Source organism: Priestia sp. D51 (assembly GCF_053345675.1).
Genome location: NZ_JBLTIR010000003.1, coordinates 327,350 through 339,942, shown reverse-complemented (window position 1 = coordinate 339,942; position 12,593 = coordinate 327,350). Strand labels below are relative to the sequence as shown.

Annotated in this window: 10 protein-coding genes; 1 reads left to right on the top strand and 9 read right to left on the bottom strand. The window is 37.7% G+C overall.

Annotated elements, in window-relative coordinates; genetic code table 11:
- Position 1: 1 nt before the first annotated feature.
- The 4 genes from ACNHOZ_RS13650 to ACNHOZ_RS13635 are packed head-to-tail and all read right to left on the bottom strand — an operon-like array spanning position 2 to position 7,303.
- A complete protein-coding gene (locus tag ACNHOZ_RS13650) occupies positions 2 to 3,250 on the bottom strand; it encodes a hypothetical protein (protein ID WP_048020110.1) in 3,249 nt (1,082 codons plus the stop codon).
- A complete protein-coding gene (locus tag ACNHOZ_RS13645; RefSeq protein ID WP_154989512.1) occupies positions 3,247 to 4,656 on the bottom strand; it encodes a glycosyltransferase family 2 protein in 1,410 nt (469 codons plus the stop codon). The genes ACNHOZ_RS13650 and ACNHOZ_RS13645 overlap by 4 nt, the downstream gene beginning before the upstream one ends.
- Complete coding sequence (locus ACNHOZ_RS13640) at positions 4,646 to 5,695, bottom strand: HEAT repeat domain-containing protein (RefSeq protein WP_048020109.1); 1,050 nt, start codon at positions 5,693 to 5,695, stop codon at positions 4,646 to 4,648. The genes ACNHOZ_RS13645 and ACNHOZ_RS13640 overlap by 11 nt, the downstream gene beginning before the upstream one ends.
- The gene (locus ACNHOZ_RS13635; RefSeq protein WP_048020108.1) at positions 5,696 to 7,303 is read right to left on the bottom strand and encodes a GGDEF domain-containing response regulator; all 1,608 of its coding nucleotides are present in this window, start codon (positions 7,301 to 7,303) and stop codon (positions 5,696 to 5,698) included.
- Between the two features lie 486 nt (positions 7,304 to 7,789).
- Here ACNHOZ_RS13635 and ACNHOZ_RS13630 point away from each other — a divergent pair, with 486 nt between their 5' ends.
- Positions 7,790 to 8,305, top strand: coding sequence for an N-acetyltransferase (locus ACNHOZ_RS13630; RefSeq protein WP_013055642.1), 516 nt, complete (start codon positions 7,790 to 7,792; stop codon positions 8,303 to 8,305).
- Between the two features lie 31 nt (positions 8,306 to 8,336).
- On the opposite strand, the gene ACNHOZ_RS13625 is transcribed toward ACNHOZ_RS13630, so the two are convergent.
- The 5 genes from ACNHOZ_RS13625 to ACNHOZ_RS13605 form a co-directional block, all read right to left on the bottom strand.
- Complete coding sequence (locus ACNHOZ_RS13625; RefSeq protein ID WP_048020107.1) at positions 8,337 to 9,071, bottom strand: sugar phosphate isomerase/epimerase family protein; 735 nt, start codon at positions 9,069 to 9,071, stop codon at positions 8,337 to 8,339.
- 93 nt (positions 9,072 to 9,164) lie between these two features.
- Positions 9,165 to 9,299: a hypothetical protein gene (locus tag ACNHOZ_RS13620; RefSeq protein WP_255219835.1), complete on the bottom strand. Its 135-nt coding sequence runs from the start codon at positions 9,297 to 9,299 to the stop codon at positions 9,165 to 9,167.
- Positions 9,300 to 9,442: 143 nt separating this feature from the next.
- The gene (locus ACNHOZ_RS13615; protein ID WP_013055640.1) at positions 9,443 to 10,249 is read right to left on the bottom strand and encodes a carbohydrate ABC transporter permease; all 807 of its coding nucleotides are present in this window, start codon (positions 10,247 to 10,249) and stop codon (positions 9,443 to 9,445) included.
- Between the two features lie 68 nt (positions 10,250 to 10,317).
- Positions 10,318 to 11,172, bottom strand: a complete 855-nt coding sequence (locus ACNHOZ_RS13610) for a carbohydrate ABC transporter permease (RefSeq protein WP_014461372.1) — start codon at positions 11,170 to 11,172, stop codon at positions 10,318 to 10,320.
- 72 nt (positions 11,173 to 11,244) lie between these two features.
- Entirely contained in the window at positions 11,245 to 12,522 is a 1,278-nt protein-coding gene (locus tag ACNHOZ_RS13605; RefSeq protein ID WP_028412189.1) for an ABC transporter substrate-binding protein, read from the bottom strand.
- Positions 12,523 to 12,593: the final 71 nt, after the last annotated feature.

Genomic DNA, 12,593 nt, shown 5'->3' with positions numbered 1-12,593 from the left:
GTTATTCCTCCGCTTGTAGTCGTCCATACGTTTTTTGCAATATGAAGTAGGACGGCTTTATTCGTTCGTGAAAAGTTGGATACTCCCAATTTTTCCACTTGTATAAGTAAAAATCTTTTAATAAAAGTTCTCTTTTTTTCTGAGTCGGAAACGTATCTTCCACGTCATTGCTCTTCTTATTAACAGCTACGACTCCCACTTGAATTCCTTTCATTTTCTCGCTGGATTCTAATCCTTTTTTGGACCAAATATCTCCCATTATTTCTTTTTGACTCGGGTCTTTTACATTTAAAAGCGCCCAAGGAATGCGAAGTTCAGCAATTCCATTTGATTCATTCACTTTAAAATCTGCCAGCGAATCAAATGAAGAAGAGTTAGGATCGCTGTTTCCTTCTTGGAGCTTCCCAGTTTCATAGGCGTCAAAAGGAATGGTTCTCTTGTTTTTCCCCTCTCCAATCGCTAACTCTTTGTTAAGGGCGAGCCTGATTGGATTAAACATGCCGTTATCTTTTGTATCGGTTCCTTTTACAGATGGAATCATTTGAAGCTGATGGGCATACGAAAAATAATACGTATCGTAATAGCTGTCTATCCACAAGTGACTGTCTTCTTTCCCGTTTAATTCTGCTACAAAATCAATTCCTTTTGTTTTTAAAGAAGGAATTTGAGGAATCTTTGACTGTCCCTGATTGTTAATTGTGTTAAACAAGAAATAAAGCTTTTGATCTTCCAGCTCTTTTGCACTCACGTGTAGATATAGATAACCTTCATCACTTGTAATGTTCAATGCTTTTAACTTCTTAGACGGCTTATATACCGACTTGCTGTTCAGCTTTTTCCAATCATCTGACTTGCCGTCTACTTTGACTTTCAGCTTTGTTCCTGGATCAAAACTCAACAGGCCAAAATGCTGTTCTCCCGTTTGCAAATTCGTCCAAAATGGCCTGCGGTTCGGATTGTCGTACTCCATCGTATTCCACGTTCGCTTAAACCATTCATCTTGCCATGTAAAGACCATACCGCCAGCCATTTTTTCTTCAACAATATCTTCGTACAAGCGTGACAGAATCTTTCCTTGTTCTTGTTCCGTATGAAAGCCTTGATCCCATCCGTATACGTTTCTATGGGTGAGTCCTCGCGAAGCCGGAATGCCAAATTCAGCAACAAGCACGGGCATATGATGAACTTCTTTCATATTTTGCAAATAACCTGCGTAGTTATTTTTCTCTCCTCGATGATCGCGATAAGCGAGATAACGAGGTTCGTAGTTTAAGAAATCAGGATAGTAAGGATAAATATGATAAGAAGCAAATAATCCCGGCTCAAATTTTTTAGTTGTGTGAATTAAATTAGGATTAACAGACACTTTATCTTCGTCTTCAGAAGGCTCATATGGATGAGTCAATAAATCCGTCGTCACCCAGTTCGTAAAGCTCATAGGCCGCTGCCAATCATATTTATTCTGCTCATAGGAAATTGTTTTTTCCATAAGCTGCGCAAGCCAAATTTCAAAGGGATTGCCTTTTTCCGTATAGATGTACTTCCCTTTAAAATCTTTCATTCCTTTATGTTTTTCATTTGTCGAAAGGGCTACCGTGGGATCCCATTCAACTCCTATAATCCAGCCTAAAACATAAGGAGACACGTCTGCTGTATACGTTCCGCTTGCATGTCCCGTCCGTTTTGGCAGTGTTGCATTTCCATGAATAACGTTTACTATCCTTTTCATTTCAGCTTCAAATTCTTTTGTGTTTTCCTTTGCAAAAGCATCTTGTGAATCATAGAAAACTTCTTCATTCACCCATACTCCATGAAAAAGATAAATGGGTTCTTTGGCTTTTTGGTTATACTCAGCAAGCGCTTCATAAAAGCCGGGAGGGTGAATGGTGTATACGCGGATTGAGTTTGCATTCATCTTGCCAATTTCTTCAAACCAGCGCAAATATTCTTCTTTTGAAATAGCGGTCTCACCAGGGAAATGGCCTGGCTTACTAATGCCCATATTTACTCCTTTAATCAGCAAATCTTTCCACTTGCCGTTTTGATAAACTTGCAAATAATCTTTTCCTACTTTCCCTGCTACTTTACGGTCAGTATCTTCATAGATTTCCATATTTTCATTAAAAGTAACAGAAGCAGGCTGCGATGCATGTTGCTGTTGATCTATAATCTTATTCATAAGAGACAGATAAACAGTCCAGTAAAAAGAAGACTCATCTTCTTTTCCGATTTTCTCTGTCCATTTCTTCCACACCGGGTAAAAAGAGGTTTGATAAATGGAAGGTACTTCTCCTTGATCTGCAAAATCTCCTGCAAAGTAATAAGTATCATATCGCTCTTTATTATGATGAACGACTGCTGGTATGGACAAAGGAATACCATTTTCCTTTAGCTTGTTTTTTCCTTCAGAATCCAAGTGAAAGACAAACTGAGCCTGCACATCACTTTTTTGCTGGGGCGTAATGACGTCAAACCAATATTGATAAGCAGATTCATCCTGTAAATTCAATGTTTTTTTTCCTTGCTTTGTATATTCAAACCATACTGGATTTTCTTTTAATTCTTTTTCTGTTATAATAACGAGCTTATTGGATTCATTAACAAACAGTAAGCCTTTGCCCGTAAGGTTCCACTCTTTGTTGTACTGCTTTTTGTAAGCACTTTTCACCCAAGCAGGAACTTCTTCACTGCCGAATTCATCAAAATAGCGACCAATCCAGCCGGACCACGTAACATTGTACAATTCATACAGTTCTTTGCGAACGTCTAGAGAAGTAGGACTTCCAAATGTATTAAACTCTCCAATCAGCGTTTTTGTACGTCCATTCAGTGCTTTCTTAACGTAGCTCACGTCTTCAGAAGTCATGCCGCCATACACCAGCTGAGAACGATCTCCTCTTTTAGCTTTTACGCCTAAATCTTCTTTGTATACGCCATACGTGTCCGTGATATAAATCATATCTGCAGAGTTTGTTTTTGGCAGAGATTTAATGCTGTATGTTTTATCTCCATTCGGATAAAACCCTGCATAATCTTTTGAGATTTCATAAGGCTTCCCGTCTTTGCGTACTTTCGCTTGATTCAGCATCCACATTAAGCCCTGATGCTCTCGAAACGTTTGATCTGGCACTGTTTTATCAATGACAAGCATATTCAAATCAGTTGGTTTCTTTAGCTGCCAAATAAGAAATGGCGAAGCCGTTACTGCCATAACCAAAATAATGCCGCCGATTAATAACCATTTTTTCATTGTGAAACTCCTTTTCGCTGCATATCTCCCCAGCCTTTTTTATTGCGAATAACGTCCAACAATCCATGACAGCGCCATATAACAGTTAGAGGGCGATACCAAAAGGATTCAGTCAGGGAAAAGACAAACAGCTTAGCGATATCAGATACTTTTGGATATTTGCGAAGGCTCCACTCTTCTAGCAAAACAGCCGCCATTGAATAAAGAGAACCATATACAACCATTAAGAGAAAAAGCAAATACGCAAATTCTACATAAATCCCGCCTACAACTAGAGAAATAACAATAAACAAATAGCCTAACATTTCCATGACCGGCCCGATTAGTTCAATAAACACAAAATAAGGCATAGAAATCATTCCGATACTTCCGTATTTCGGATTAAACAGCATCTCTTTATGCTTCCAAAGACTATCAAATAAACCGCGGTGCCAGCGGTTTCGCTGTCTTCGCAAATATTTGATTTCATCAGGTGCCTCTGTCCAGCATACAGGATCTGGAATATAAACAATTTGATTGTTGGCTTTTTTCTGTTTAATCAGTCGGTGGAGGCGAACAACAAGCTCCATGTCTTCGCCGACTGTATGAGAATAACCCCCAGCTTCAATCACCCAGCGTTTAGAAAATACGCCAAATGCTCCTGACACAATAAGTAATAAATTATGGCGACTGAGACCAATGCGCCCCATAAGAAAGGCACGTAAATATTCAATAATCTGCATCACAACAAGCGGCTGCGTATCAAGTCCAATCGATACGACCGCACCGTTTTCGATTTTACATCCGTTTGCAATTCGAATACTTCCTCCTGAAGCAATTACTTCTCCGTCTGAATCAATAATTGGCTTCATAACTTTTAAAAAAGCGTCTCTTTCCAACACTGAATCACCATCGATCGAACAAAAATAAGGATAGTTGGATAAATTAATTCCTGCATTTAATGCATCTGACTTTCCTCCATTTTGTTTATCGACTACATATAAATAATCGTATAATTTAGAACGATATACAGCTTTTACTTCTTTCGTCTCCACTTGCTTTCTCACAACTCGATTCATTTTCACAAGAGAAAACTCTTCGATGAGCTTTTCTAACGTATCATCTGAAGATCCATCATTTACTACAATTACTTCATATTCCGGATATTCAATTCCAAGCAGCGAACGCACGCTTCCAATAATTCCGACAGATTCGTTATAAGCGGGAACTAATATAGATAACGGCGTTGTATAGCTAACCGCAAGCAAATCTTCATAAGGTTCTTCATCATTTAATTGATATTGCTTTCGCAGTTGAAAAGCAGAGATGATAAACATCATAAAATAAAAACAAAGCACAAAAATCATATAAGCAAATACAGCCCATCCGCAAATGGACAAAAAAAGATGCCAAACACTATTCCACAACCGTAATTCCTCCCTTTTCAAGCCATTCTGCTGCCATATCTTTCGAAAACTTGTCATCAGTCGTTTCATATACATGAACTAAGTATTCTGTACCCGTTGGGATTTTCATCATTGACTGAGCAGCATTCGAACGCACAAGAAAATGAGAATCTTTCAGCGACTGCTCGAGAAGTAACAATCCCTTCTCATCTCTCGTTTTGCCTACTAGTTTGGTAGCCATCATTCTCTCTTGCCACATATCTGATTGAAGATGTTTCGTGAGCTCCTCTACTTTTAATGGAAAAGATAAAGCGTTAAGTGATTTCAACGAACGAATTCGCAGTTCTTCTGATGAACTTTTCATGTGCATTTTTAAGAAATCGATATACTCTAACTTATGATTGATACCGATCATATCGATAAGTGGCAGCTGAATTTCTTCTTGCAGGTCTTCAAATTTATTAATAAATTGCTGAAACTGCTCACTGTTCATATTTCCAAACAAAGAGCGGTACATAAATTCAGACAGCGGTTTAGAGGCATTCGTCATGTATATAACAAACTCAGGACGGTTTAGCTTAACTAAAATCTTTAAAATTTGATTTTTTTCAGCCGCTGTACTATTTTTTTTCTCATACATTTCTACTAATCGGTCTGTTAGCGTAGCAAGACCAAAATCTTCAATAGCATAAAGGGCATTCATTCTGACACTCCACCTAGAATGATGCAGCTCTTTTTTATATTTGGGTGTAAAAACCTTCTCCGCATAGAGCGTGATGTTATTTCGAATGTCATCACCTTGCACAGCTGCAGAAAAACCGCTCAATAGTTCCTCTACACCCGCCAGCTCTATTTTATTTTTAGGCTCTATCCGATGTTCTTCATCTTTTCTGTATAAATAAATAAAAAGAGATTCTTTTATACTATCTTTATAGGATTCTACTTTTGCCCGGAAAGCGTTTAAACGCGCTTTTTGAATAAGTAAATAACTTAGAAAACAAACCAACAGCAATAGCAATCCGCTAAATAAGATATATACCACTTGAATTGACATCGCCATTTATTTCACCTTCTTCATTAAATGACGTACGCGCGCTTCAAGCTCCATTAACTTAAATGGCTTTGTCATGTAATCGTCTGCCCCAAGTTCTAACGCTCTTTGAATATCTTGTTCGCTGTTTCGTGATGTAAGCATAATAACCGTGTACTGATCGTGACGTTTCTGCTGCCTTAATTTTTGCAGCACTTCCAAGCCATCCATCTTAGGCATCATTCCATCTAAAATAACAAAGTAGTGATCGCTAGAGTGAATCCATTGGGACTCAAAAAACTCGATGCCGTCTTTAAACACTTCTATTTTCACTTCATAACGATCTCCTACATCAATCTTACTTAAAAGCTCTTTCAGCATCGTTCGAATGATAGAATCATCATCAATAATAGCCATACGAAGCGTTCGCTTTTTAACCAGCTTGCTTTGAGAAGAAGCTACAATTTTTTGACGTCCTGATTCCTTCGCTATATATAATGCTTCATCAGCTTGATGAAGCGCTTTTTCTAACGGCCATTCATTGTTATGAACTTCTACAACTCCGCCGGAAAAGCTGCAATAAAACGAATTGCTTTGATGTGTGAACACTTTTTTCACAAAGGAATCCAACAGTCTATTTAATACTGTTTCTGCCTCTTTTATATTGGTTTTTGGCAGTAAAAGAATAAATTCTTCGCCTCCATATCTAAAAATGTGATCTGTTGGACGAATTTCATGCTTCATATACTCTACAAATGCTTGCAGCACGCGGTCTCCCATAAGATGTCCATACTGATCATTTATTCTTTTAAAGAAATCTAAATCTAAAATCGCTAAACAAAAAGGATCTTTTAAGCGGTCGTAGCTGGATAGCTGCTGACTGTAGATTTCTTTTAAATACGTTCGGTTATAGGCTCCTGTTAATTCATCAAACATTAAATAGGAGTTAAACATTTGCTTTCGTTCAATATGATGACCAATTCGAAGTAGACTTTCTTCCATATCGAGAGGTTTAACAAGGAAGTCATCGGCCCCTAATTTAAAAGCCTTCAAACGCGTATCTCTTTGATTATCAACGCTCATCATGACAATCGGAACGAACAGTTGCTTTGTTTTATCGCGTAAAAATGAAAGAATGTCAAAGCCTGTACAGTCTTTCATATGTACATCAACAACAAAACAATCCGGCTTTAATTCGTAAAAAGCCGTAATGGCTTTTTCTTTAGATGCAGTTGCTAATACGTACCATCCCTGTTTTTCAAACTGTTCTTTTAAATACATCAGCATTGAAAGATCGTCATCAACAAGTAAAATATTAGCTGTTTGTTCACTTATTTCTATCGGTTTATTTATATCTTCTGCGGATTGAATTTCATCTTGATAACAAATTTTAATAATATCTAATAAAAAAGTATTCAACTCCCTGTAATCCCAGATTTTTTTCTGTTTTTTTTCAACAGCTTCCATTAACGCGCGGGAACGATCTCCTAAATAATGCAGTCCAATAGTCGCAGACGTTCCAGAAATTGAATGCAAAAAGCGGTACACCTCTTCATGAGGTATTTCTTTATTTTGATCAGTCCACTCTTGCAGCTGCTTACGCACATTAGCTAATAATGCAATTTGATATTTATCCATCTTATACACCCTTTGTTCGATATAGTTAACACTTACCCCATATTACTCCATCCATTTTTCTATAATATTTTGTAAGTAAATGAAATATTTTCTTACTTTTATTTTAAGTATGTTTTTTCAAAATGAAAAGCAATTCCTTTTTAACCATACTTTTCCTCCAATGATTTTACTTTAAAATGATTCTTTTTTCACTCATTATTTTTCTTTCCAGATAAGTAAAATGTCCTTTTATCTTCTTTACAAATAGACCTGCAACCTTATTGACAAAATTAATGAGTCTTTGTTACCCTTATACACGTTGTAAAAAATTTAAAAGTGAATGTTAAGGAAAGCAGCCGTTTTGATGAACGATCAATCAAATCAGGTTCTTTCCTTTTTATATTTTTACTAAGGCAGATACTTTGCTAAATAAAGTTTCGCTTTATACACCGTGTCCTCTTTGTCATAGGCGCACTTAGACCGAAAACAGACGGAAAGGAGTATAAAATGTTTACTCAGCTTACAGAAAAAAACCAGAATGCAGAAGAACTAAAAGAAACACTTGATGATTTAGAGTTTCAGCTATTTCGCATGCAGGATAATTTAAAAGAAATTGCTAAAAAGTACGAAGTTATCGGTGTCGATCAGCCCGAAGATAATCAGTTAGTTATTGTATCGGCACAAAATGACGGAAACGCATGTAAAATTATGCTAAATGAATGCACAAAAGCCTATAGAGGGGCTTGGGATTTTGCCATCGATGGCGTATATGAAGATAATCACACGATTTTTATTGGTGATATTAAAGGTCCCGCTAATAAGGGATATGGCTCTGTATGTATGAATTATTTAAAAGAAGTAGCGGTTGATCAAAATGTTCATGTCATTAAAGGAGATATCGCTGAGCGCGACTGGGATCATCTCGAAAGATTAATTCATTTTTATGAAAAACATAACTTTGAAGTAAATATTGATTATACGAATAAGTGCGGAGAAATTGAATGGACTCCAGCTTATCAATAAAAAACGAACAGACAGCGTCTGTTCGTTTTTTTTATTTGATATATGCCAAGCTTTTTTTAATACTGCTAAGAGGACTTTCTATGCACTGATCTTGTTCAACCATCCACCATTTTACGCCTGCTTTATTGCCTTCTTTCATGACAGCCTTTACATTTACCCCTCCGGTACCAAGAGGAGCAAAAAATTGCTCGCCGTCTGTTGTCATATCTTTTAAATGGATAAAAGGCGTACGATTTCGATAGTGCTTCATCCACTCCACTGGATCTTCGCCTGCTTTAGTCAGCCAATAAATGTCCAGCTCTACATTTACCCCAGTTTCTTCTAGAATCGTTTGGAGAGCAGACTTTCCGGTTGACAATTTTTTCAGCTCAAAATCATGATGGTGATAGCTAAACGACATGCCTTCTTTTTTACAATAAGCATCAATATCATTTAAAGAATCAATAAGTTCGTAATACCCTTTTTCCGTTTGTCGTTCAGGCATTAAATAAGGACAAACAATATGTGAATTTCCAACTTGCTGCTCAAAGTGAATCACTTGCTCTAAATTCGCTTCTAATTGTTCAAGCGGCACGTGACTAGAAGCTGCCTTCAGCTGTAAATCCGTTAACCATGCTCTTACTTCTTGCGCTGTATATCCTTCGTACCCTGCAAACTCTACCCCTTGATATCCTAAAGCAGCTACTTTTTGAAGAGTTCCTTTAAAGTCTTTTTTCGTTTCTTCACGCAGCGTATAAAGCTGTACTCCTACAGGTATCTCTCCCATCTTCTCTCCCCCTGTTCATTAAGAAAGTGATTGAACTATGGCTAAATCAACCCAATCTAAAGACGAACAAATTGAACTAGTATGAATTACTTGTTACACAGCTGTTGATTTCCGTGCAAGACTTCGCTTTCCGCGGGCGGCCGGTGAGCCTCCTCGTCGCTTACGCTCCTGCAGGGTCTCACCTGTTCCGCTTTTCCCGCAGGAGTCTTCGTCTTGCCCTCCAATCAACACCTAGAAGCAATTAACTACAATTAAATCTACGTTCATCCTAGAAAGGAAAAAATCCGAACGAATTTGATTCTCGATCAACAATCAGATTCTTTCGGATCCTTCTTTAACTAACATACTTTTTTCTCAACATCTGCTGCTTTTTATTTTACTGCACTTCCAAGCATTCCTGAAATAAAATGACGCTGAAGTGCTAGGAAGAAGACAATGATTGGAATGGTTGCAATCGTTACCCCCATCATTACTTGACCGTAATCAATAATCGATAATCCAATTAAGCTTGAAAGAGCAACTGGCAATGTAGCCATTTCGTTTGATGTAGTCGCAACTAAAGGCCACATAAAGTTATTCCACTGTGTCATAAATAAGAAAATAGCTGCTGCAGCCATCGCAGGCTTCATAGAAGGAAGCACAATGGTTAAAAAGATTCTCATCTCTCCAGCACCGTCCAAACGTGCTGCTTCAATCAGTTCCGTTGGAAAAGCTAAAAAGTTCTGACGTAATAAAAAGATAGCGAACGGAAAGCACAGCTGCGGAACAATAAGAGCAAAATACGTATCAAGCAAATTAAAATTCGACATCAGCTGAAAAAGCGGAATGAGCGTTGCTTGATATGGAATCATCATGGACAATAAAAGCGTAGTGAAAATTGCGTTTCGGCCTTTGAATTCAAATTTAGATAGCGCATATGCAGCTGTAGAACAGACCATTAAAGCTACAATCACATACACGACTGAAACAAATACTGAGTTAAAAAAGACCCGCCCTAAATCAATTGAAGCATTTAAATTTTGTAGATTTGTCATAAATTGATCGCCAGGCTTCAGCGTTGGAGGGTTTGTAAACATTTTTCCCGATTCATTCGTAGCGCCGATAATCATCCAGTAAAACGGAAAAATAGAGATAATCGTGAACAGCCCAAGCATGCTGTATAATCCTATTTTACGCATGATGTTGCTTTTCTTTTTAACCTTAGGCACGGTAGCTACTGCGGTTGCTTCTACTCTCTCTAATACACTCATGATTTATCACCCGTAAATTTAAATTGGAAGAACGTTAAAATACCGACTAATAATACAACAACGTACGCAATGGCTGAAGCATATCCAAAATCAAAATATTTAAAGCCATTTTGATAAATATATAAGCCTAGCGTCATCGTGGAATCAGCAGGGCCGCCTTTTGTTAAGTTAAAAGGTTCGTCAAACAATTGAAGCGTGCCAATTGTTGATAAAATAGTAGCAAACAAGATAACGGGTTTTAATTGTGGAACCGTTACGTGGAAAAACTTTTGAATACGATTTGCCCCGTCTAAATCAGCTGCTTCGTAAACTTCATGAGATAAACTTTGAAGAGCTGCTAGAAAAATAACCATATTATAACCTGTCCATCTCCAAGTCATCGCCACGATGATTGAGACTTTAGCCCAGAAAGGATCTCCCAGCCACTGAATGGCATCGATACCGAAAAACCCTAAAATAGTATTCATAATTCCTTCATCTTGAAGAATGATTGAAAACAAAATAGAATAGGCAACTAGCGACGTTACTGCGGGCAAGAAAAATGAAACTCGGAAAAAACCTTTTAGTCTTAAAAGCTGACTGTTTAACGCGTTAGCTAGTACAAGCGCTAATAAAATCATGACGGGTACTTGAACGATTAAAATAATCCCCGTATTTCCAAGCGCTTTCCAGAAAATATCATCTCCGAGCAAACGTGTATAGTTTGATAAACCGGTAAATACATATTTTCCGCCTTCCATACTCTGAAAGCTTAGAATAAACGATGAAAAAATAGGATAGATGGTAAACAGCGCGAACAGCAAAAGTGCTGGAGCAATAAATAAGTAAGGCAATGATTTATTTGTCTTCATGATGACCTCCTAGTACCGCAAGAAGAAGAGATAGAAGGCAATTTTCTAGAAATCACCTTCTATGCTTCTTGATTATTTTTGAATTCGGTTTTCTAAGCGTTTTTGAGCTGCTTCAAGCGAGTCTGTAACGCCCTTACCATTTGTTACCTCTGACACAGCTTTGACTGCTTCACTGTTTGCAACTGAGTAATTGCCTGTAAAATTAACCGGCTTAATATCTTTCATTTCATCTGCGAATGTTTTCCAAATCGTCTGATTGTTAAAGTACTCATCTTGTGCAGTGAATAATTTTGAAGAATATACGGTATTTAATGATGGGAATAATCCGCCCTTCATCGCTTCTTCTTGAACTTTATCTGTTGTTGAGAAATATTCCATAAATTTGTACGCTTCATCTGCTTTTTGGCTATTTGCTGAAATCACATAGTTGCTTCCGCCTAAGTTAGAAGCACGGTTGCCTCCTTCTTCAAACGAAGGTAATAAAAATACTCCCCATTTTCCTTTTAAATCTGGAGCCTGCTGCGTAATAGAACCAGATAGCCAAGCACCAGATGGTGAACTTGCTACTTTACCTTCTGCTAAAGCACTGATTGAAGCATCCCAGCCCACTGTATTTTTAACAATGCCTGCTTCTTTTAACTTCTTATTTAACTCCATCGCTTTTTTCGCTTCTTTAGAAGTTAAATTGAGCTTACCTTTGTTATTAAAATAGAACGTACCTTGCTGCGTTAGTGCCATTCGGAATAAGCCATCGTCATTATTAAAATCTAAACCTAGTAAATCAACGCCAACTTTTTCTTTAATTTTCTTACCAGCCGCAATGTAATCATCCCATGTTTTGATACTGTTTGGATCTACGCCTGCTTTTTCAAAGTAATCTGTGCGGTAGAAAACGCCTGTCGGACCTGCATCAAACGGGAAGCCGTACATGTCCCCATCCTTTGATAAAAGAGCTTTCTTAAACTCTGGAAATTTATCTTCTTGCTTATCGAATCCTTTTTTAGATAGGTTTAAAAATGCCTTTGGAAATGCATCCAAATATCCTTGGAAACGATCGTCTTCTACTAATACAATATCAGGAAGACCTTTTCCGCCAGCCTGCAATCCTGTTGTTAGTTTTGAATAAACGTCTTCACGTCCCATATCCACTACTTTTAATTTAAATCCTGGATTCTCTTTTTGATATTCTGCTGCTGCTTTCTTTAATACCGGTACGTTAATATTCCAAGCCCATGCAACAACTTCTTTTCCACCGCTACCACTTGTTTCATTAGCGGACTTTCCTCCGCATCCTGCAAGTACTAGGGTTAAAATGAGTGCAAAACTGATTAAACTAAACCAACGTTTCAATGAATACCCCTCCTATAATCTCGTCTCCTAGTGTGGCAAGTTTTTTTGTAAACGCTCATGACTCTTTCTCC

Coding starts and splice junctions, on each gene's coding strand:
- ACNHOZ_RS13650 (WP_048020110.1), bottom strand. CDS start 3,250: ATGAAAAAATGGTTATTAATCGGCGGCATTATTTTGGTTATGGCAGTA.
- ACNHOZ_RS13640 (WP_048020109.1), bottom strand. CDS start 5,695: ATGGCGATGTCAATTCAAGTGGTATATATCTTATTTAGCGGATTGCTA.
- ACNHOZ_RS13635 (WP_048020108.1), bottom strand. CDS start 7,303: ATGGATAAATATCAAATTGCATTATTAGCTAATGTGCGTAAGCAGCTG.
- ACNHOZ_RS13630 (WP_013055642.1), top strand. CDS start 7,790: ATGTTTACTCAGCTTACAGAAAAAAACCAGAATGCAGAAGAACTAAAA.
- ACNHOZ_RS13625 (WP_048020107.1), bottom strand. CDS start 9,071: ATGGGAGAGATACCTGTAGGAGTACAGCTTTATACGCTGCGTGAAGAA.
- ACNHOZ_RS13615 (WP_013055640.1), bottom strand. CDS start 10,249: ATGCGTAAAATAGGATTATACAGCATGCTTGGGCTGTTCACGATTATC.
- ACNHOZ_RS13610 (WP_014461372.1), bottom strand. CDS start 11,172: ATGAAGACAAATAAATCATTGCCTTACTTATTTATTGCTCCAGCACTT.